At 47.2% G+C, this 21,023-nt stretch carries 21 protein-coding genes and 1 pseudogene; 12 read left to right on the top strand and 10 right to left on the bottom strand.

Annotated features, from left to right (window positions below; genetic code table 11):
* Positions 1–8: 8 nt before the first annotated feature.
* The 10 genes and pseudogenes from ACOTYH_RS00810 to ACOTYH_RS00765 form a co-directional block, all read right to left on the bottom strand.
* The gene (locus tag ACOTYH_RS00810; RefSeq protein ID WP_421637508.1) at positions 9–1,289 is read right to left on the bottom strand and encodes an Arm DNA-binding domain-containing protein; all 1,281 of its coding nucleotides are present in this window, start codon (positions 1,287–1,289) and stop codon (positions 9–11) included.
* The gene (gene xisR, locus ACOTYH_RS00805; protein ID WP_047647992.1) at positions 1,289–1,504 is read right to left on the bottom strand and encodes an excisionase family protein; all 216 of its coding nucleotides are present in this window, start codon (positions 1,502–1,504) and stop codon (positions 1,289–1,291) included. The genes ACOTYH_RS00810 and xisR overlap by 1 nt, the downstream gene beginning before the upstream one ends.
* Positions 1,505–1,568: 64 nt before the next feature.
* Positions 1,569–1,811 carry a DUF4060 family protein gene (locus tag ACOTYH_RS00800; RefSeq protein ID WP_020882485.1) on the bottom strand — a complete coding sequence of 81 codons (243 nt, stop codon included), beginning with the start codon at positions 1,809–1,811 and terminating at the stop codon, positions 1,569–1,571.
* A 38-nt stretch (positions 1,812–1,849) separates the two neighbouring features.
* Positions 1,850–2,935 (bottom strand): RecT family recombinase, encoded by a 1,086-nt coding sequence (locus ACOTYH_RS00795; protein ID WP_421637507.1) that lies wholly within the window; start codon positions 2,933–2,935, stop codon positions 1,850–1,852.
* 9 nt (positions 2,936–2,944) lie between these two features.
* The gene (locus ACOTYH_RS00790; RefSeq protein ID WP_421637506.1) at positions 2,945–6,118 is read right to left on the bottom strand and encodes a RecE family exodeoxyribonuclease; all 3,174 of its coding nucleotides are present in this window, start codon (positions 6,116–6,118) and stop codon (positions 2,945–2,947) included.
* 141 nt (positions 6,119–6,259) lie between these two features.
* On the bottom strand, positions 6,260–6,424 hold the full coding sequence (locus tag ACOTYH_RS00785) for a YdaE family protein (RefSeq protein WP_421637505.1): 165 nt from the start codon (positions 6,422–6,424) through the stop codon (positions 6,260–6,262).
* Positions 6,417–6,572 (bottom strand): annotated as a pseudogene (locus ACOTYH_RS00780) (hypothetical protein); the annotation flags it as partial. The pseudogene ACOTYH_RS00780 and the gene ACOTYH_RS00785, both read right to left, overlap by 8 nt.
* A 302-nt stretch (positions 6,573–6,874) precedes the next feature.
* Positions 6,875–7,183, bottom strand: a complete 309-nt coding sequence (locus ACOTYH_RS00775; protein ID WP_368748489.1) for a hypothetical protein — start codon at positions 7,181–7,183, stop codon at positions 6,875–6,877.
* Positions 7,167–7,631 carry a hypothetical protein gene (locus tag ACOTYH_RS00770; RefSeq protein WP_368748488.1) on the bottom strand — a complete coding sequence of 155 codons (465 nt, stop codon included), beginning with the start codon at positions 7,629–7,631 and terminating at the stop codon, positions 7,167–7,169. Before ACOTYH_RS00770 ends, ACOTYH_RS00775 begins: the two co-directional genes overlap by 17 nt.
* On the bottom strand, positions 7,631–8,014 hold the full coding sequence (locus ACOTYH_RS00765; protein WP_064910697.1) for a helix-turn-helix domain-containing protein: 384 nt from the start codon (positions 8,012–8,014) through the stop codon (positions 7,631–7,633). Before ACOTYH_RS00765 ends, ACOTYH_RS00770 begins: the two co-directional genes overlap by 1 nt.
* A gap of 98 nt (positions 8,015–8,112) precedes the next feature.
* Here ACOTYH_RS00765 and ACOTYH_RS00760 point away from each other — a divergent pair, with 98 nt between their 5' ends.
* From ACOTYH_RS00760 to ACOTYH_RS00705, 12 genes are all read left to right on the top strand, one after another.
* Positions 8,113–8,331 (top strand): transcriptional regulator, encoded by a 219-nt coding sequence (locus ACOTYH_RS00760; protein ID WP_248052788.1) that lies wholly within the window; start codon positions 8,113–8,115, stop codon positions 8,329–8,331.
* A 2-nt stretch (positions 8,332–8,333) separates the two neighbouring features.
* Positions 8,334–8,885, top strand: a complete 552-nt coding sequence (locus ACOTYH_RS00755) for a toxin YdaT family protein (RefSeq protein WP_421637504.1) — start codon at positions 8,334–8,336, stop codon at positions 8,883–8,885.
* An 84-nt stretch (positions 8,886–8,969) separates the two neighbouring features.
* Positions 8,970–9,887: a replication protein gene (locus ACOTYH_RS00750; RefSeq protein ID WP_421637503.1), complete on the top strand. Its 918-nt coding sequence runs from the start codon at positions 8,970–8,972 to the stop codon at positions 9,885–9,887.
* The gene (locus ACOTYH_RS00745) at positions 9,884–10,573 is read left to right on the top strand and encodes a replication protein P (protein ID WP_421637502.1); all 690 of its coding nucleotides are present in this window, start codon (positions 9,884–9,886) and stop codon (positions 10,571–10,573) included. Before ACOTYH_RS00750 ends, ACOTYH_RS00745 begins: the two co-directional genes overlap by 4 nt.
* A gap of 163 nt (positions 10,574–10,736) precedes the next feature.
* On the top strand, positions 10,737–14,279 hold the full coding sequence (locus ACOTYH_RS00740) for a hypothetical protein (RefSeq protein ID WP_421637501.1): 3,543 nt from the start codon (positions 10,737–10,739) through the stop codon (positions 14,277–14,279).
* A 1,050-nt stretch (positions 14,280–15,329) separates the two neighbouring features.
* Entirely contained in the window at positions 15,330–16,697 is a 1,368-nt protein-coding gene (locus tag ACOTYH_RS00735) for an AAA family ATPase (protein WP_108453080.1), read from the top strand.
* A gap of 1 nt (position 16,698) precedes the next feature.
* On the top strand, positions 16,699–17,433 hold the full coding sequence (locus ACOTYH_RS00730) for a hypothetical protein (RefSeq protein WP_108453081.1): 735 nt from the start codon (positions 16,699–16,701) through the stop codon (positions 17,431–17,433).
* A gap of 813 nt (positions 17,434–18,246) precedes the next feature.
* Positions 18,247–18,471, top strand: coding sequence for a DinI family protein (locus tag ACOTYH_RS00725; protein ID WP_421637500.1), 225 nt, complete (start codon positions 18,247–18,249; stop codon positions 18,469–18,471).
* A 388-nt stretch (positions 18,472–18,859) separates the two neighbouring features.
* Positions 18,860–19,462 carry a DUF1367 family protein gene (locus ACOTYH_RS00720; RefSeq protein ID WP_421637499.1) on the top strand — a complete coding sequence of 201 codons (603 nt, stop codon included), beginning with the start codon at positions 18,860–18,862 and terminating at the stop codon, positions 19,460–19,462.
* Positions 19,462–19,668: a hypothetical protein gene (locus ACOTYH_RS00715; protein WP_025913038.1), complete on the top strand. Its 207-nt coding sequence runs from the start codon at positions 19,462–19,464 to the stop codon at positions 19,666–19,668. The genes ACOTYH_RS00720 and ACOTYH_RS00715 overlap by 1 nt, the downstream gene beginning before the upstream one ends.
* Before the next feature lie 2 nt (positions 19,669–19,670).
* A complete protein-coding gene (rusA, locus tag ACOTYH_RS00710; protein WP_045336422.1) occupies positions 19,671–20,033 on the top strand; it encodes a crossover junction endodeoxyribonuclease RusA in 363 nt (120 codons plus the stop codon).
* Positions 20,030–20,863: an antitermination protein gene (locus ACOTYH_RS00705; protein ID WP_421637498.1), complete on the top strand. Its 834-nt coding sequence runs from the start codon at positions 20,030–20,032 to the stop codon at positions 20,861–20,863. The genes rusA and ACOTYH_RS00705 overlap by 4 nt, the downstream gene beginning before the upstream one ends.
* Positions 20,864–21,023: the final 160 nt, after the last annotated feature.

The following is a 21,023-nucleotide window of genomic DNA, read 5'->3' as shown; positions in this document are numbered from 1 at the left end:
GTAATTAACTACTTTGTTTTAACCTTCAGGGGCACTATAGGGGCATTTGCATATCCACCAAAGCGCTGATTCAAAAATGATACCTGATCGCTATCGAGAGCATTTATCCAGGCAGAGTATACATGGAAGACCATCTCTGCATTCTCATGACCCATCTGATTCGCAATAAAAGCAGGATTAGCACCTGCCGACAACATCCAGCACGCGTATGTATGACGCAGCTGATAGGGGCGTCTGCGGCGAATGCCCGATCGTCTTACCGTAATATCCCATAGTGACACAATTGAGCTGACTGAATAGTACGCAGCTTGCTTGCCTTTCTGAGGTCGAGGCATAAACACAAAGTGCAGTTTCTGCGTTTCCGTTTTACCGAACTCCCGGTGGTGAAAAGTGATTGGTACCTTAGGGGCACTCCCGGTAAGTTCCTTTTGAGCTCGCAAAGCTTCCAGAGCCGGCTCCAGTAACTTTATCGTCCGGTATCCAGCTTCGGTTTTGGGTGGTCCAAATAAGCCTTCCTGAGTTAGATTGCGCGCAATGTTAGCTTCGCCGGAATTAAGATCGATATCCTCCCAGGCAAGAGCGCAAAGCTCCCCGGGCCGAACGCCGGTATAAGCGAAAAATTGCCACATGTTTTTCTGCTGAGCCGGAGCAGTCTCTTTCAACTGCTGAAACTCATGTCTCAGAAGTGGATCTGGTTTTGTTTGCCCTTTGCGAAGCCTTTTTATCCCGACATATGGTTGATATGAAATGACTTTATTTTTAACCGCATAGTCGAGGATTTGTCGCAGGATGGCCAGATAATAATCTACGGTTCTAACGGCGCGGCCGGTTTTATTTCTCCTCTTTTCGGGAGCATAGTTAGTCTCGCCAGTCAGTAAATCCTTTCTCCAACCCAGAATGTCGCTGTTGGTGATGGATGCAGCGAGCGTTTCAGGGCCGATTAGTTTTGTTAACGTTCTTACAGCTATCCCATAGCTTCTTGTGGCATTGGGTGAGAGATCGATTTTATGGTTTTCATACCAGGTTGATGCAAGTTCGGCGAACGTCGTAATGTTTTTAGATGTATAAAACTTTGCTGCCACCTTTGACTCCGGGAACATGCCCCGGTAGTCAAAAGTGCCCAGTTGAATCTCGCTTACAATTTTGGCCCTTAGATTCCCGGCTTTTTTGAGATTCGATGCATTTACGATCCATCCTTTCAATGTTTCTCGACATCTAACGCCCTGAAACTTGAAACTTATTCGTATCTTATTGTTGTGGATCTCAACACCCGTTGGCATTGCAGCCATTATGCTTCCTTCACAAACCTGTTAATGTTTGGGATGTTGTACCAGACAAGTCCTCGCTCTTCGGAGCTGCTTCCATCCAATGGGATTCTCTTAAAATGAACACCTTCTACCCAGGAGGTTTGGCGATAGCTTTTAATCTGACGATCTGTAAGGCCTGTCTTCTCTTTTAGTTTTGAAGCAACGCCCCATTCTGAATCGTAAATTACCTGCGACATGGTTCACCTCAGGTAACCGGCATGAGTATAGATATGCCGGTCTTTAGTCGTTGATATTTCAGTTTCAGTTTGCCTGGCCTGGCAGGGAACGCAGTCGGCGCATGCCGGTCATTGCTGTGGCCACGTAGCTTGCCTTGCAGTTGACCACTTCAACCCAGACCTTCACGCCTTCCACTCTCACCGTATAGGTCTCTTTCATCTTGCTACGTCCATAGTCACCATATCTTTGCTGGTGGGCTGCGAGTGCTATTTCACATGCCTGGCGAGCCAAAGGGGATTGCTTACTGCCTCGATTAATCAGTCGCATTTCTTCTCCTTGAGGGAGGGTTTCCCCTCCCGATCTCGTTAGTCCAAGTATTCCGGTTTCATATCCGCCAGGGTGATGCTGAACTGAGCGTGCAGCTCGTCGCCCAGATGACGCTTTGAAGATGCCAGCACGCGCTCGGCTTCCGCGAACCGTTCGGCAGCATTCGGCTCGTCAGGCTGGGGCAGGGAGTTAATAGCGGCCTCAACCTTATTGCGTGCGTCCACCAAGTAATAACGCTTCACGGCCTTGTTTTTCAGCTCAGTGAACAGGGCAGAACCCAGCGTTGTTTTCACAGTTTCAATATCTGCGCGCAGAGCTTTAGCGCTATCCACATCCTGAGCCGCCTCGATGCGGTCACGGAAATCATCAGCAAGAGCATCGATGTTTTGAGCTGATTCCTGAGCCGTTTGAGTCGTAGTGACGTTGTCACCTGAAATATCAGCGAGGCTAACGTGCTGCGCCGGTGCGGGATTTACCTCTCGTTCATCACGGCGATCATCCAGTTCATCCGGGGTATAAACGCCCAGAATCACATCCGGGCAGAACAGTCTCGCCCAGCGCTTGACGGCCAGGTACGCCAGCTGCTGGCGAGGGTCGTCAGCCCAAAGGGTAGAGTTTCGGGTGCGGGCCTGAGCCAGCAGCAAATCGAGTTCTCTCGGCTGATCTTCGCCTTTAAGCGTTGCGCGGATGATGATGCCGATCCCGGCTTCGTCAGCCAGGGTCCAGCCCGGGACGCGGTACTCGCCTTTGTCTCCTTTACGGATATGGAATTTTCCAACGACCTTTTCCCATGGCCCGTACCACTCATATTCAAAACGGCTGGCCAGCACGCCGCTGCGCGAGATGACGGCATTAACCAGTTGCGCTTCGTACCCGAGCACACCGTTAATCAGGTGCGTTTTCTGCGCCACGGCAAAGGGATTCATCTGCCACTGTGCCGCTTGCATCGCAACTGCCATGCAGTCAGCTTGGTTGCCCTGAAGGTGTTTAGGAACGGTGGCAGTGCCCTGCGCCATGATCTGCGCAAATGTGCTGATGGCATTCAGATACTGGGAATCGAACAGAGCCACGTTGGAGTTAATAACGGTGTTCTGGTCAGCAATGGTAACGTTTGTGTTATTCATAAATCCCCCTTAAGCCTGAGTGCGCAGCGCTTCGAGGCGGCGCAGGTCAAAGTCGTTCAGTTCGTCGGTGTAATCATCGATGATCGGAGCTGGCCATTCCCCGGTGTCGAAGCCGGTTGCGATGGCGCGCATCATTTTGCGGTACTCGAGCATGCCCAGTTCCAGCAGGTCTGGGGATGCCTCGATGATGGCGATCCAGTGGTAGTTCTCGTCTTTGTTGACGAAAATCCAGAAGAACTGGTCCAGCGCCGCGGTCTCGCAATACATAGCCGCGCTGAGGTGGTAGTCACGGTCTATGATTTCCCGGTGCAGCCTGGCGCGCAGGCTTTCCTGCTTCACATTCCACATACTGATGGTTTTCAGGTCAGCACCGATGCGCACGCCGTCCAGTTCAATCTCGAGGTCAGGGCGTACACGCACTTCTAATCCGGTTTCGTCGTCAAAGCCGAAGTAACTCACTTCTACGGCGCGGCTTGGATGTGTCAGCAGCATGCCAGCGGTCGGGTGCGCCAGGAGTGCAGATTGAATTGCCCGCGCTGTGGCCAGCTGCTGGCGGGTAACCAGAATCTTCTCGCCAGGGTTGTCGCGCCAGGCATCCAGCAGCTCGTCTGCGAACACGGCATCGGGCTTAACTGATTTAACTTCCTGGATCATGTCTGCTTTGGTACCGGACACTTTCAGCGGCATCGGTTTCTGCGCTTCTTGCGCCACCAGGTCTGGATTGATGACTGCTAATTGCTCAAGTAACGCATCACGGCTGCCGCTGGTTTTAACCGGCACGGGCAGGGTGGCGTTGTACTCTTTAATGCATGCCTTCATTGCCGTTGCTGTCTGCTTCTGGCCTTCTTCAATACGCTGGAACTCAGCAGGAAGAGCCATATAGCTTTGAGCCGTTTCTTCCAGGCTCGCGCCAAGCGGTACTGGAGCGGGAAGGGCTGCGTTGTGTTCTTCAAGCAACGCTTTAATCGCGTCAGCGCTCAGCAGTGCCGGCAGGCCGGCGTTGTACCTGTCGATGAACTCACGCAGAGTAGCGGTGGTCGTAAACGCATCTTCAGGGATCTCTGGTTCTACGCTGAACTCTGCTTCGAGGTTTTCCGGCTGCAATGCAAGGGCGTGCACCAGGTTTCCCATATCCAGCACTTTGGATGCTGTGCGCGGGATGGTTTTAGCTACATGGCGCGCATTGAAGTACATCAGGCTGACGCGGGCATCCTTTACCTGGGTTGAGCTAATACCGTTTGCTGCGTGATAAACGTCATTCGGCAGACCTTCGTAGCGGCCAGGCTCGAAGTAGGCCGGGTATTCGAATACTGGCTCTGACTGCTGTTCTTTTGGCGCTACGGTAACTGCTTGCGTATCAGTTGCATCAGTGCCTTCGCCTGGTTGTACCGGATCAGTACTTTCGACTTTCTCTGGCTGAGTCTTTTCCATCTGCACATCGCTGGTGGTCTCCGCTGTGTTTTCCGTTTTTTCGACTTCATTTGAGGGGTTATCAATGACCGGGGCGGTATTTCCAACCATCAGGCCATCGATGGAGAACGCGCCGCCACCAAAGCTGGCAACCTGTGGTTGGCGGGATGTAATTTGTTCTTCCACTGTGGAATGACGAACCTTGCGGGAGTCTGCACTCCATTCTGGATAGCCTTTAGAGCGCTCCCCGCTTTCATAGATGCCGTTCGCCGTAAACCACTCGCGCACCTGGCTACGCAGTTCGGTTGTGCTTTCTTCCCCAGACCATGAAATAGCGCGGGTAACGCCAAAAATACTGTTGGCGTCGTAGTCGAGGATGTCGGTGGTTTTACCAAGAACCTTGAGCGCCTTGGCGTGCGACTCATCTTTTTTGTCAGCTAGTTCTTTGGCGGCCAGGAGTTGCGTACGGTTGATTTGTCCCGGTACTGCATCTGTGTACAGCTGAGCTATCGCGATCTCAATGCTCAGATTCGCCATGTTCTGGGCAACCGCGCGTTTATAGGATTTGGTAGTTTCTGGCTTTGCTGGTTCTAAAGGTGCAGGAGAGCCTACTTCAGAAATGCGATTACCATCCGCCCATTCGCGCACCAGGGTGCCGCGGTCAATGTAATCAGTCGCCGCCCAGATTCTGGTGAATCGGAGAACCAAAGCGAGTTCGTGACGCTTCTCCTGGCTGAACACCTTGCGAATGGCGTCGGTATAGCGCCACAGGTCTTTGGTATCGTAACCCTTAACCTCTTCGCAGTTTTCTGCCGCCAGCAGCAGGTTCTGAACATAGCTGTTGTCAGTGTCCATCTCCAGCGCGCTGATACCTTCGTATTCTTCGCGGGTTAAGTGGTGGCGCAGTTCGTCGCCGGTGAACTGGGCTAGTAGCTGCTTGCGGAAGGGCATACGAACGACTGGATAACGTGTGGTTTCGTCATCATTCTCGTCAATCTGGATACCGTTATCAGGTTTTGGATCCTGACCAGTTGTAACGTCGGCGTCGCTGGTGCTTTCTGATTTCAGAAGAGTAAGCTTTCCGCTTCTCCACTCTTCAACTAACTGATTGAGTTCGCCAGCATCTGCTCTCGTCCAGTCAGCCATGAATGCAGCGATAACTTCAGCTTCGTGCGTTTCATCTGGCGCGAATACCTGTTTAATCGCCTGGACCAGTTTCCACTCAGCGTTCAGGCTAATTTCGGCAACTTCAGGGATATCGTTCTTCGCCTGTAGCAGGTTCTGAAGATAGGTGTTGCCTTCATCCAGTGACATTTCGCTGGCAGCCAGCTGCTGCTCTTTACTGATATGCGTCTGGTATTTGTCGCTGATCAGGTGTACGGCATAACGGACCGCTGGAGTGCGGTTTTCAAGCGGGACACTCTCGACGGTAGTTTCGACATTAACGGACGTTTCAGCTGCGGCAGTGTTGTCCATGGCTGCAGTAGACTCAGCACCAGCCTTTGGCAACCAAGTGCGTCCATCGTCCTGCAGTTCGTAACGTTTGCACCAGGTGTAATCCACTGTGCTTTCTTCAGGCAGATCGTTGTAAACAGGGAAATCGGTGCGTACCGGTTTGGCGTAATCCTTACCGCGTCCGGTTTCAATACCAGCATCTTCCAACTCAACATCGAGCTGCAGGTTTGCACGGGCTTCTGATTTCGCAGTGAACCAAATCACTGCATCTTCTTTGCCAGATTTCTGCGTAGCCTTCACTACATAGAAAAATTCCATGTGAGATCCTCTTTTTTTGGATGTAAGATCCCCGGGCCAGAGAAAGCGCCCATTGGGTGAACTTTGGTTTTTTAAGTAGTTTTCCGGTGTAACTTTGGTCGGGAGCACCGGACGTACGGGCCGCCTTGCGCGGCTTTTACGTTATGCCTCGTGGGCCATCTGGTCGTACGAAGCACAGCGTTCAGAGCAGTATTCTTTTTCTTTGCGCGCCAGCTGTGCGCCGTTGCGATAGAGAAGGGTACTTTTGACGACTTCCCCCGGTTCAACCGGCATGCCGCAGTACCCGCATTTTGTTGAGTTACACATCTGGATTCCCCTTTTGCGCCAGCAGGTAGCACAAGCGGCGAAGAATCACCTCGAAGAAGTTCAGCTTTACGGCCTGCTGCCGTCTTGGTTTGCGTGCGAAATCAATCATTCTCACCCTCGTTTGCCTTATCGCCGGCCAGCGGAACGTTTACACCTGATGCGCGTTAATCTATCCACCTCATCCGACTGTTCGTATGCCGTCGGCGGCTACTTCGTGGGCTCCATGCCTTGGTGGTTCGTAGTGCGTCTTGGTGAGTCTAGTAAATCACTACTTTACCCTTTGGTCAATATGAGAGGTACAAAAAAGTACAGCAATACTTTACTTGGGTTGTATGGAGTACGAAAATGAGCTATTGAGGGCAAAAAAACCGACGCAAAGGTCGGGATAGGGCTGGGAGACGGTTTGGCTGCGCAATTGCTGGCGGGGGGGGAAACGGTTCGACAGTCGGGTTATTTATGAAAGAAAATTTCTAATATCTTAGGTATTGCCGGAATGAGTTGTGCGAACACTACTGCGCCAACAACCCATAAAATAATAGAATTTTTTGCGTCGCTTACATCTGTCTTTGTAGCATAGTTAGATCGCATAACAGCAATGTCAGTTTTCATTTGCTGGACGTCTTTTTCTAGATCCTTAACTCTCTGCAACATATCGCTACCTCCACCATTACCCCCACCATAAGTTGCATCATGGATGATTTCATTGGAAGCATCAAGGTTCCCGTTGGGCAAGCGAATGACGTTATCCTTGGGTTGCACTGTTACTACTCCAGTTTTTGGCGACGGCAAAATAGGAGCTTTTAACATCAATTAACTCCCACACAGCTTCCTCTTTTGCTTCTTTAAAAAGAAGGCTAGCTTCTAAACGATAGATTCCTGGGGCTTTAGGAGTAAAGGATTCAACTATAGTCATAGTTGCAACAAATTCGCCTTCATCACTCCATTGGGGCCTATATTTGAATAAGTTCTTATTGCTTTGAGATGGCGAAGTAATATCTTCGTCATTAAAGTAAATTTTTACATCAAGTGAATAATTATCCACACCGTTAAAACCAATCACTCCGAAGTTAACAGCGATGATTGAATTAGCAGGGAACTCGCTACAGGCGATAGTTAATCCTGGAGTTGGATCACCTATGGTCATCCCAGGCTGAAGTTCACTAGTATAGACAAAGGCTATCTTTGCTTGAACATCATTCGACATCATCAATCCCCTTGCGAACGAATACGCCCCTTTATGTACCTTTCATACAACTCGTCTAGTTCCTTAAGACGGATTGCGAAGATGCGGAGCATGTTCTGCTGTTCTTCTTCCGGCAACTGGCGATAGAGCTCGAGTAGGCGCTGTTCGTCTGGCTTGAGCCCGTCTTTCTCATCAACGTCTTCACCTAATAGCCAGGGGACCGACACCCCAGCTGCATCAGCTAAGGCAAGTGCCGATTCTTTGCTCATCTTGCCGGTTCGAAACCATCCGGTTACAGCTTGCTTGCTGACATTAGCTACTTTGGCCATCTCTGTTTTTGAGAAGCCTTTGTTATTCAATTCAGTCAGCCTAGATATCAGGCTCTGGTTAGGTTCTTTTCTATTCATATATGGATTGTAAACAATAGCTTTACCACTTGATAGGCAGGCGTATATTGACTTATTGGTAAATTGTTGCTTTACTCGCATGCACTTAAGGAGGTCCTATGACTGGAATTGAACTTGCAATTTTTCGATCTGGCTCGGCCAGCGCGCTTGGTGCTTTGATCGGTGTTTCAAAAATGGCTGTTTCGCTTTGGCGCCACAAGGGGATTCCGGCTGAGCGAGTGTTGCCTATTTATGGGGTTACCGGCGTAACTCCGCACGAGCTGCGCCCTGATCTTTACCCGAATCCCACCGATGGTTTACCTAAAAAGGAGCCCTAATCATGCAAACTTTTTCATTTCAACAGAGTAGCAGAGCTTCCTCTAATCCACTGATATTCCAGTGTCATCAAAGCGAATCGGCAGTGCAGGATATTGATCATCGCAATATCTGCTCAGCGGTCCGAGCTTGGGCTGCGGCAGAAGGGCGCGTAGCTGTTGCGCTTCAAATCCAGGAAGCGGCGGAAGAACTCCAACTTGATGGCGTGGATTTCTCAGGCCAGGCCGATGTCTGGAACGCCAAGCTGTTCCGCTGGCTCGACAACAAAGAAGACTCCGCATCGTACCGGAAGAACGTCGAACAGTTGGTGCCCGCGATCATGTCTGTATTACCGCTTCGATACCGCGACCGCGTCGTAAAGAATGACACGTTCGCATTTCGCATGGCCAGGTTGGAAAAAGAGGTTAGTGAGGCGAAGCAAGCTTTGATGCTCGATGCACCGAAGAAGGAAAAACTGAAGGAGTTAGGCGAGGGGATTTTCGAAATGTTCAGAGTCGACCCTGACCTAACGGCGCCTTTACTGGCGATGGTCACAACCATGCTGGGGGCAATGTGAAGACTTCAGAAAAGGCGAAAGCCGCGGTGCTCGAACACCAACGGCTTTCAGGTGCAAAAACGGAGTGTAATTGCGGAGCTAAGTATGTCAAACACAGCTGAAATTATCAATTTCCCCCACAGAAACGAACAACCGGGAGGTCGTATGGCCGACCTGTCGAATGGGTATACCAAGGTCGCTAACGAGATCCAACAGCTCAAGCCTCGTCTGAGAATGTCAGGCCGGGAGTGGCAGTGTTTTGAAGCGGTGATCTGGCTTACCTACGGCTGGAACAAGAAACAGGACCGCGTTACGAACACAGTGATCGCTGAGCTTACAGGGCTGAGTGATTCCCACGTTTCGGATGCGCTCAAATCGCTCGCAGAACGCAAAATTATCTTCAGTCAGAAGCAGGGCGTAATGAAAACGGTCGGTATAAATACTGACCTTTCTGCCTGGATTTTAGACAAACCGAAAACGGGAAAAGTCTTCCCGAAATCGGGAAAAGTGTTACCGAAAACGGGAAAAACCTTCCCGGAAACGGTAGACACCCAAGACTATAACAAGAACAATAATAAAATATCCTCGTCTCGGAATTCTGACGAATCCCGAAACCAGAAAACTCAAAAGTTTCTCTCACGCCATCCTGAAGCTGCCGACGGGATATACACCCCGGCAGGTAAATCATGGGGATCCGCTGACGACCTCAAGGCCGCCCGCTGGATTTACGACAGGCTTCTCACCGTCAACGCATCGCTATCTGAGCCAAACTGGGCTGAATGGACAAACACCATCAGGTTGATGCGTGTCCAGGACAAGCGTACTCACTACGAAATCTGTGACGTGTTCCAGTGGGCCAACCGGGATGAGTTCTGGAAAGACAACATCCTGAGCCCCTCGAGTCTGCGAAAGCAGTGGGATCAGCTCACCACTAAGCGGTTGCGTGCAACCGGAACGGCAAAACCTTCCCGGGGAAGCATCGACCTGCATAACACCGACTGGATTGACGGGGTGCTGAAATGAAAAACCTCGCAGAGAACATTCGCAGTTTTGACCGGGAACAGGCTCGCCGCGTGGCGCACAACTTGCCTGAGCAGTACACCGAGCGCGAACAAACGCAGCAGGTGGCGCAGATTATCAACGGGCTATTCGTACAACTGTCCGCCGCGTTCCCGGCAAGTCTGGTTAATCGCAGCCAGGAAGACGTGAACGAGATCCGCCGTCAGTGGGTTCTGGCCTTCAAAGAAAACGGGATTACCACTCTGGAGCAGGTTGAAGCCGGTATGCGCATGGTGCGTCGCCAGGAGCGCCCATTCCTGCCTTCGCCTGGCCAGTTCATCAAGTGGTGCAGGGAAGGGCGCTGCATGCTGGGGATCACTACTGCTGACGTCATGGCTGAGTACTGGAAGTGGCGTAAGCTGGTGTTTCGGTACCCGAGCAGTGAGCAGTATCCCTGGCCGAAGCCGGTTTATTACCACATCTGCCTCGAGCTGCGTCGCCGCGGAACTGATGGCCAGTTGAGCCATAAAGAACTTGAGCGTGAAGCTGGCGAGATTCTGGACTTGTGGGAAAAGCGGGTGCTGGCCGGGAAGCCGATTCCGCCCGTTCGACGGTCGCTAGCAGCGCCAGTTGCTCCGAAGGGGCCGACACCGGCGGAGTTGCTTAAGGCGAAATATGAGAGGATGAAAGCTGGTGGGAGGGCAGAGTGATGAATAGGTCTGCTATGAGCCATCAGCGGACATTTATTGGACTGTGGACTGAACCCATAAGAATGTCTACATAAACAATCGCAATTCACGATGCGAGCGGAATAAAGTTTGAGTTAGCCAATTTCTGATTTATTCTGAATCAAAAATATGGAAGTGGTTGTTTATGGCAAATACAAAAAATCTGAGCAATCCTTTTTCTACAGGCGGTGGCGGTGTTCATTTTGAGGCACATGTTCAGGCGTCGTTTGTTGCACTGATGCTCACTTGCGGCAATGCCCCATGTCTTCCTTGCTGGCCTATTGTAGAAATCAAACTTCAGGGAAAAATTGAAGGTTTTGATACCGACGATCTCATTGTCGTTGTTGAGAATCCCACCAGTAAAGAAAAGCAGAAACTTCTTGGGCAAATCAAGCATTCTATTTCAATTACTCAAGGTAGCGCGATATTTGGGGAGGTGATACAGGCCGCCTGGAATGATTTCAATAATCCTGAGGTGTTCAACAGGAAGAATGATGTCATTGCGCTGATCACCGGTCCTCTAAGTTCGACCGATACCCACAATGTGAAATGGCTGCTTAGTCAAGCTAGGCATACCAAAAATGTGGATGAATTTCTTAGGAATGTGCGGCAAGCTAAGTTTAGCCCATCCAGAAGCAATGAAAAACTGGAGGTCTTCCAGTATCACCTGAAGGTAGCAAATGACGGTACCGATCTAACAGATGATGAACTGTATGAATTTTTGAACCATTTCCACTTGCTCGGCTACGATCTCGGTAATGAATTCGGTGTTGTTCTGTCTCTGCTGCATTCCCACATCGCGCAATTTCATCAGCAATATCCTCAATGGGTCTGGTCGCGGATAGTCGATATTGTGCAAACGTGGAATCAGGATGCAGGAACTATCACACCCAGCAAGATCCCAGACGATCTTTTAGATGTGTTCAAACAAAGAGTTGTTGCTACGATTCCTGAAGAATTAAGGGTGGTACCGCAGGCAGTAAAAACCGACTGGGCCCACCATCCTGATGCTTCCTGTTTAGCCATCGCAGTATTGGTCGGGAGGTGGAATGAAAAAAATGAATATGATCTGGAAGTGCTGACCCAATTACTTGGTATTAGTTATGACGAATGGTTAAGGAAGGCGCGAGAAATATTACATGCACCAGACAGCCCTTTGACTGTCAGAAATGGCGTCTGGAAAGTAGCTAATCGAATTGAACTGTGGAGTATTCTGGGGTCCCGTATACTTGACCAGAATCTCGATTTGTTCAAGTCTCTCACAATATCAGTACTTAAAGAGCCAGACCCTGTTTTTGAATTACCCGCTGAAGAGCGTTACGCTGCGAACATTTATGGAAAGGTACTCCATTTTTCACCTATGTTGCGACAAGGTATAGCCGAGGGTATGGCTATCCTGGGGAGCCAACCAGAGGCTTGCATTAACTGTTCTCAGGGAAAGGCTGAAGCTTGCAGTAATGTGGCAATTTGTGAAATTTTAAATGAAGCGGACTGGGTTTTATGGGGGAGCCTGAACGGCTTGTTACCCACGCTCGCTGAAGCTGCTCCCGCAAAATTTCTTGATGCAGTTGAGAAGGCAATGCACCAGACACCCTGTGCATTCGATGAGCTATTCTCCCAAGAGGGAAATGGCATTACTGGTGGGAATTATCTAACTGGACTGCTATGGGCCCTGGAAGGGTTAGCCTGGGATGAACAACATTTGGTCAGGGTCTGTGCTGTGCTTGCTGAACTCTCCAGCCACGACCCGGGGGGGAAGTGGTCTAACCGACCATCCAATTCGCTTTCCACTATATTATTACCGTGGTTGCCGCGAACACTCGCATCAATTGAAAAGCGACAGGTTGCTGTAAAAGTCATTTTTAAAGAATGGCCTGATATTGCCTGGAATTTGCTTGTTCGGCTTTTACCTGGCCAACAACAAACCTCTTTTGGAACACACAAACCTTCTTGGCGTCGAACCATTCCCGATGACTGGGAAAACGAAGTAACGAATCAGGAGTACTGGCAGCAGACATTGTTTTATGCCGAGCTTGCCGTAGCGAGCGCCGGAGAAGATATCGGTCGCCTGATCGTATTAATTGACCATTTTGATCATCTGCCAGCCCCTGCTTCTGAGCAACTTCTTGAGGTTCTCTCCTCTAAACCTATTATCGGGCTGCATGAAGAAAAACGTGTTTTGATATGGGAGCATCTCAATCAGTTATCAAATAAACACAGGCGATACTCTGATGCCAAGTGGGCGTTGCCTGATAATCTGATCAACCGCATCGAAAATGTTGCCGAGCAATTGGCTCCTACCAATCCATTTAACTTATACCAGCATCTTTTCTCAAACCGGGATTTTTATCTCTACGATGAAAATGGTGACTGGGAAGAACAGCAAAAGAAAATCGAAGCGAGGCGCGAAACCGCAATTTTGGAAATTTTTCGGCTTAATGGGGCTGAGGGTGTTATGCGATTTGCTGACAACGTTTCTGCACCCAACCAGGTCGGCAGTGTACTTGGAACGTTCAGCAATGATGTGTTCGAAACTATCCTGTTACCCCATTTCTTGGACACAACAGAAAATAAGCACAAGGCATTGGTAAGTGCCTTTATCTGGAAGCGTTTTTGGCTCAAAGGCTGGGAGTGGTGCGACAATCTAAGCAAATCTGACTGGACTCCTAAACAGCTAGGCCAGTTCCTTGCCTATTTACCTTTTTCCGGAGAGACATGGGGACGAGCTTCTCAATACCTTCAAGCTTTCGAAAGCGAATACTGGACCCGTACCGATGCCAATGCTTATCAGTCTGAAGGGGAGCTGGCTGGTGCCATTGATAAACTGATTGAACATGGCAGACCCCATGCGGCAATCCACTGTCTGTACAGAATGCATCAGAACAAGCAGCCCATCGATGCAAATCAGTGTGTTCGTGCGTTGCTGGCGGCCCTTTCAACTGATGAATCAAGCTCCAATATGGACACATACCACATAACGACTTTAATCAAATATCTTCAGACTAAATCTGATGTAAATCAGGATGATCTATTTAGCGTTGAGTGGGCATATATTCCTCTGCTGGATGGTCATAGAGGTACTGTGCCCCAGTTACTGGAAAACAGGATGGCTACTGATCCCGAGTTTTTCTGCGAGATAATTCGACTTATTTTCCGTTCCGAAAAAGAGGATGCTTCAGCCAGTGAACCCACTGAGCAATCGAAAGCCATTGCAAGAAATGCATGGCGGCTCTTGGATAAATGGGAGACTCCACCGGGCAGCCAACAAAATGGTTCATTTAGCGCAGATAACTTTACTAAATGGCTTGAGAAGGTTAAGGAATATGCAACAGAATCAGATCATTTAGAGATTGCACTAAGCAAAATCGGCGAAGTTCTAATTAATGCACCCTCCGATCCTGATGGCTTATGGATAAACCGAGCGATCGCTTCTGCATTAAATGACCGAGATACTGAAAGCATGCGTGAAGGCTATAGACGAGGGACCTACAATTCTCGCGGTGCACACTGGGTCGATCCAACCGGGCAAGCTGAGAGAAAACTGGCGGATACGTTCCGGACAAAAGCAGAGGCAGTAGAAGATGCAGGTTATCAACGATTCGCCGTTACCTTAAGAGTTTTAGCAGATGGCTACGACCGGGAAGCGGAGCGAGTAATAAGTGATCAAAAAAACCGTGAAGATAATTAACCTAAACATTGTGTTACAAGCGTGGTTACAAATCGCCACCACTGGCGGTTAAGAGGCATCTCATGCAACTACGCATCACAAGAGCAATCGGTCTCAGCAAGTTCTCGCCACATTGGATTAAGGTAATCTGTTTACGGTTGACTAAAAACGATATTGAGCGCTCCCTCAACGCGCTTCTGGCCACAATTGATGAATCTGAACTCACCCCTGGCAATTTAAAGCATTAAGGGAATGCGTAGACAGAATTAACCAGGCGAGGGGGAAGGGGTTTCAAGTGTAAGCAATTTTTGTTAAGAATGTTTCGATGTTGGGTGGGTAATGATGGCTTTTATACAAAAACAGTGATATTTGAGATGTGGCTAAACGTTAGAAATTAGCTCAGTCTGCTGGATGCGCAAGTCGCATCAAATGGATCGAGACCGGCGGAGTTGATTATGGCAATATATGTGCGCATCAAGGTTGTTGGGAGAGTATGCATAATGCGATTAACTACCTCTGGACTAATTTCCAGATTATTAAGAAAGATGATGAAATCCATTTCTGTGATTCAGGCCCTTTATTGAGCACTAACAGTATTTGGGTGGCCGAAATAATTAATAATGTATTCGTTATGGAACCAAACGGAAGAAACTTATAAATATGATGCATGTGAAGTGCTAGAAAGTTTACTTCGTATAAGTATACCAAAAGAGCAGGTAGGCCCATCAAATCGACAATATTATCTTGATTGCTGGGTATGTTCCACGGGAAAAAAAATTTCTGTAGCACTATGAAAGTCGTTTGGTTGTCTCTTCGAAAAGAATGACTATGTAACGCTTTGTCATGTTGGGATAGTTCTGCTCTATTCTTACTGCGGAACGCATAGGTTTAATAATCATGTAAATTTCGCTTAAGGGCGAATGGATGGTCGATTTAATGAAAACACTTTAAAAACAAAAGGTTATTTTGCTTGGTGTAATGTAATTTTGTACTTGATCTATATTAGAATTTGTATATGCTAATGTAACATTGCTCAGTTGACATTTAAAATAACATCCACTAGGCGTTTATATGATCAAAACAATATCCTTGCGCAATTTTAAATCATTTAAGAATTTGGATGATTTAATTGTAAATAATCTTACGGTTATTGCTGGTAAAAATAGCTGTGGGAAGTCTTCTATTTTTCAAAGCCTTTTGTTACTCAAGCAGACGCTATCAAGTAAATCAAAGGAACAGCTCGAACTTGATGGGGAATACCTTACTTTTACAAACTTAAAAGAGTTATCTTTTTCTATTCCAAGCATTGACAGAGCCAGTATAGAGTACGGGTTTAAACTAGCATATAAAGGCGATGAAGCCAATATCAAATTCAGCTTTAAAAATAAAAAAAGATTTAATCATTATTCTCCAATGGTTAATTCATTTTCTATTGCTGCCCAAGGAGAAGATAGAAAAATTGATTTTTTAAAATTAAGGATTAACAAAGGTGATATGCCATCCTTTCTCAAAGATATTATCGTTGATAATAATGTTAAGTTTAAAACAAGTTCTGAGTTTGAATATTTTTATCCGAGTTTCATTCAAATTAAACGACAGGATTTGACATATAATAATGAACGATTTACAGAATTCGGGCTACCAGTATCTGCTTTTTACCCTCAAGAAAGTTTTATGATGTCAAGACTCATTGCTGATATCATTAACATTAAATATTTAGGACCATTGCGTGCTATTCCGAAACGTGCATATGTTCATTTTAGTGAAGTGGCAAAGGAGTTGTTACCGTCTGGTGAAAATGCAGCTCATATCTTGTGGGCTCGACAGAATGATTCAGTTAAGTTTGATGGAAAAGAGTTAAAACTTAAAGATGCATTAAATGAATGTATTCATGTTATGGGATTAAGTCAGCGTATTAGCCCCGCAAGAGTAGGTGAGTTAATTTATCAAATTAATTTAAGTAATGCTGATTGTTCATCTGAAGTAACTATTTCAGATGTCGGTTTCGGATATTCTCAAGTAATTCCTATAATTCTAATGTGTTTGCTCAGTTCTCCCGGTGATTTAATATTGCTTGAACAACCAGAAATACACTTGCATCCATCAAGTGCAGCAAATCTAGCTGATCTTTTTTTACGATTCATTAAAGACGGACGCAGAATAATGGTTGAAACACATAGTGCTGAATTAATAAACCGATTAAGGCTGCGAGTTATTGAAGAACCAAGTATTAAAGATGATATTAATATCGTCTTTGTTGAGAATACTGGAGATGGTAAAAAGTCTGGGGCTACTATAATGCAATTTAAAATAGACGAAAATGGAATGTTCCCAGAATATCCTGATGGCTTTTTAGATGAGTCGACTAAGTTAGCCGATGCAATTTTACAAGCAAGAGTAAAAAAGAATCAAGAGTTGAAGGCGCCTTGGGAAAAATAACATGCCAAAAATCACATTTTGCCCACATCATATTTTAAACATTGATCCTAACCTTGATCCAAGGGTAATAGAAAAGTTTTATGTAATGCCATTGGTTGACTTTATAAAAGCCTGTAAAGTCATGGGGTTGAAAGTTTCTATTTCACAGACTTTGCTTGAGATGTTTGAGGAGCTGCACCCTTGGTCTTTAGGTGAAGACGTAAAATGGACCAAGTGGCTGGCTGATTGGCATGCAGTATTAAAACCGTTGTTAAATGACATGGATATTGTTGTACATCCTATAACAGGCAATGTTAGTAAAGTTAGATGTGCAGGTATCACAAAAAAAGTGAATGATATTTTTTGTGATTTTATAAATTATATTTCTACTCATACATTTCACGATAAAACAAATGAAGAGGCTATTTATACACCTACACCTATGTGCATAAATTACAACGATTTCATTAACATAAAAGAAGTTAAAGATATAAAATTTGCCAAATACACGTGGTACAAAATTTATCCTGATAATCTTCCATCGCAAGGTGATTTTCCTTTTGTGCCCCCTCAACATTGGCGTAAAAGTGCGAAGCCTTTAAAGGCTGGAAAACCGAATTATGGTTTTTTGGATGATAAGCGGCGTGAATGGCATTGGGATAAGTTTCATAAAGATCATTGGGATGTTCAAAACCCTGGTGGAGGTTTAGATGATTATACCAATGTAACACCAGAAGGTAAGATTCTTCGGGAGTGATTTTTAACTTTCCAAACGTGTTTTTTTGCATGAAAAATTTTTCAAATTTCATTATGCTAGTTAATGTATAAGTTCCTAGGATTAAATACTTAGGGGCTTATGCTTATAAAGGCTATTCTTAATTTTTTTATAGAGCTATTCTTTGGTTTTGTATTTCGACTATACCAAGACGGATGATATTTAAATGGCAATTAAATGCAAGGATAGTAAATTTATTTTATGATTTTTGATATTTATCGTTTGCTTATACTTATTATTTGCAATCAACGCTAAGACCTGCACGCCGCAGAAGACTTCGAATATGTCTCTAAACAAAACATTGACGTGCCAGCTCAACCATGTGAAGAGTTTGCTTCGTATTATCAATCGAAGGCTGAGCCTAAAACATAATTTTCAAGGGGTTAATGCTTCTGGTCTGTCTCCACAAATTACGTTGTGGGTCATTTGAAGCGCCTGAGCATGATTTAAACGAATTATTTTCAGTACATATGCTCTCCTTATCGAAGGGCGCTTCACTTCTAGGACTTTTATACCTTCATTTTTCCTTCGCCAATTGTAAGAGTGTTTTCTTCATTAACATGTATGCTGATGAGTGCCTATGCAAAATCTTGGCTTCGGCATGCGGGAAATACAAGTTAAATTGTTGTCTGAAAGCGCTTCTTCATAGGAATATCCTGATGTGGGTTATGCAAACAGTACTAACATAGCGGTGTTTTAATCATCGGGAGTTGATCACTAAATCGTTGCAAAATCCGTTACATAAGTTTATAAATATACTGTACATGCATACAGTAATTCATTGCGGAGGGATAAATGAAAATCGAGCTAACCATTGATCGCATGAAGAAACTTCCTGATGGAGCTATACCTGCGCTCGAGTCAGAACTGCTCAAAAGACTCAGCAAACAGTTCGATGAATGCCAGCTTACGATTAAGCGTACCAGTAATGACGGTTTGACTGTTTTCGGGGGCGACAAGAAAGAGATCGAACATATCGTACAGGAGACCTGGGAGAGCGCGGACGAGTGGTTTTATTAATCGCGTGAATTTCATTGGAGCAGTTTCAAAGAGTATCGCTGTTTGCGTTCCCCTGGCTGTTCCCGATTACTGTTTACCGCGTCAATAAGTCGCTCTGGGGGAAATAGTGTGTAGTGCAGATGCCTTTAATGCAGATGATCAATGGTACGACGTGGTCAGAAGGGCCGATAAAGCAGTTATCTATAGCTTCCCGGCGGAAGGGAGATATCTGGTTTATCGAGTAAATGGAATAGTTTCATTAAGACCGCTACTCGAAGAGGAAGAAATCTTCACTCTCAACGGGTTTATGCAATTTGCAAAACGGCTTGGGTACCGAATTACACCACCGTCTGATATTATTCTTTCATAGGCCTGAACACCCTATACCTGATGCGCCACGGAGAAAACCATGGCGCTAGAATTACAACTTATCAAACACCACTCAGGAATACTGATCCCGGCAACGCCCGAGACCAGCGATATCCTGCAATCCAAAACCCGGCTCGGCGATGTTCTTGTTGCCGAGTTCAGGCGGGTACGAAACCCGGCATTCCATCGACGCTTTTTCGCGCTTCTCAATCTCGGTTTTGAATACTGGGAACCAACTGGCGGGGCTATCTCTAGCAACGATCGGAAGCTGATCACCGGCTACGCCAAATTCCTGGCTTCGTATGGCGGGAATGAGAGCGCGCTGATCGATGCAGCTGAGCAGTATCTTGAGCAGGTTGCTTACCGGCGCGTCACGAATGGCATTAGCCTGTGCAAATCCTTCGATGCTTACCGCTCATGGGTGATCGTCGAGGCAGGGCACTTCGATGCTATTCAGCTACCTGACGGCACACTCAAAAAGCATCCTCGCAGCATTTCATTCGCCAACATGGACGAACTGGAATTCCAGCAGCTCTATAAAGCTGCGCTCGATGTTCTATGGCGCTGGGTCTTGTCCCGTTCATTCCGCAGTCGCGATGAGGCTGAAAATGTCGCCGCGCAGCTGCTTGGCTTTGCGGGGTAATGGGGATGAAGAAAACCTGGTTCCACCACACCGATTGCAGCACCGAACAGGCCGACGAACTGGTTAAGCGTTACAAAGCGCGCGGCGTTCGGGTTGAGCGCAGCCTTAACCCGGATTACGTTACCTGGACTGTCAGTGCATTCCTACCGACCTCAAATACACCAGCGCGCCCGGATAGCCGCTGGCGAAACCGGATGTGGGGGTGAACGTGAAGACATATCAAATCACTTTACCCTGGCCGCCGAGCAATAACAGGTATTACCGCCACAACCGCGGACGTACACACATTAGTGCTGATGGCGTCGCGTATCGCTATGCGGTGGCCAGTGTCATTCGAAGCGCTCGTCTTAATATCCGGACGACCGCACCACTCAAAATCCGAATTGAATGTCACATGCCCGACCGCCGGCGCCGCGATCTGGATAACCTGCAAAAAGCTGCATTCGACGCTTTAACCAAGGCGGGATTCTGGCTGGATGACTGCCAGGTTGTCGACTATCGCGTTGTGAAAATGCCTGTCGTTAAGGGCGGAAAATTAGAACTCACCATTACCGAGCTGGAGACCGCATGAATCTTGAAAATACTCTCAAATATCACTTCGCCAAATCGACAATGATTAGTGACTCTCCCCGGACAACGGCATCAGATGCATTAACCGGAACGGATATCATGGCTGCTATGGGCATGACGCAGGAACGGGCCGCCATGGGTTACAGCGCTTTTCTCGGGAAGATGGGGATCAGCAACAATGACCGGGAGAGGGCGATTGAGTTGTTGGCTCAGTATGCGCTGACTAAGTGCGATCGGGTTGCGGCATTACGGAAGCTTAATGCAGAGATTAAACCACTGGTAATGCATCAGCTGGCCACCTTCGCGTTCGAGGACTATTCCCGCAGCGCCGCAAGCGTGAAACAGTGTGATTGCTGCTCGGGGCAGGGATTTATTGAGGCTGATGTTTTCAGCATGAAGTCTCACACTCCGGCAAAAGAGAAGAAGTTCGTGAAGATGTCTTTGCACATGGGTGTCGAGAATATTCGACCTTCTGAGTATGAGGTGCGTAGGCAGGTCATGGAGGTAGCGCGCGTTCTCTGCCCTCAGTGCAAGGGTAAGAAGGTTGTAAGTTGCGCCTGTAAAGACTGCCATGGGCGCGGTAAAGCAGTGAATCAGGAACTCACTGAAAAACAGGGCGTGCCTGTTCTGGCTGACTGCAAGCGTTGCGGCGGACGCGGGTATGAGCGAATTCCATCAACTGAGGCTTTCGCCGCGGTGTGTCAGATAACGGATACAATCAGCCTGGATACCTGGAAGAAGTCTGTTAAGCCCTTTTACGATCAGCTAATCACCAAGTTTGACATCGAAGAGGCATGGGCCGATGCGCAGCTGAAGCAGATAACAAAATAGGGCGTTATTTTATCGTGAGCTATTTACTTTTCCCGAATCTGTGGTAATTTTGCTCCAACGATGGGTTATTGCCTTCGTTCAAAGCCCTGCGGTTAACCCCGTAGGGCTTTTTGCTTTATAGCAATTTAAGAATTACTAAAACCATACAACCCCGTAGTAA

The sequence above is a fragment of the Enterobacter cloacae complex sp. SHL001 genome, assembly GCF_049236825.1.
Lineage (GTDB): Bacteria > Pseudomonadota > Gammaproteobacteria > Enterobacterales > Enterobacteriaceae > Enterobacter > Enterobacter hormaechei_C.
This window is presented reverse-complemented; position numbering and strand designations above follow the sequence as displayed.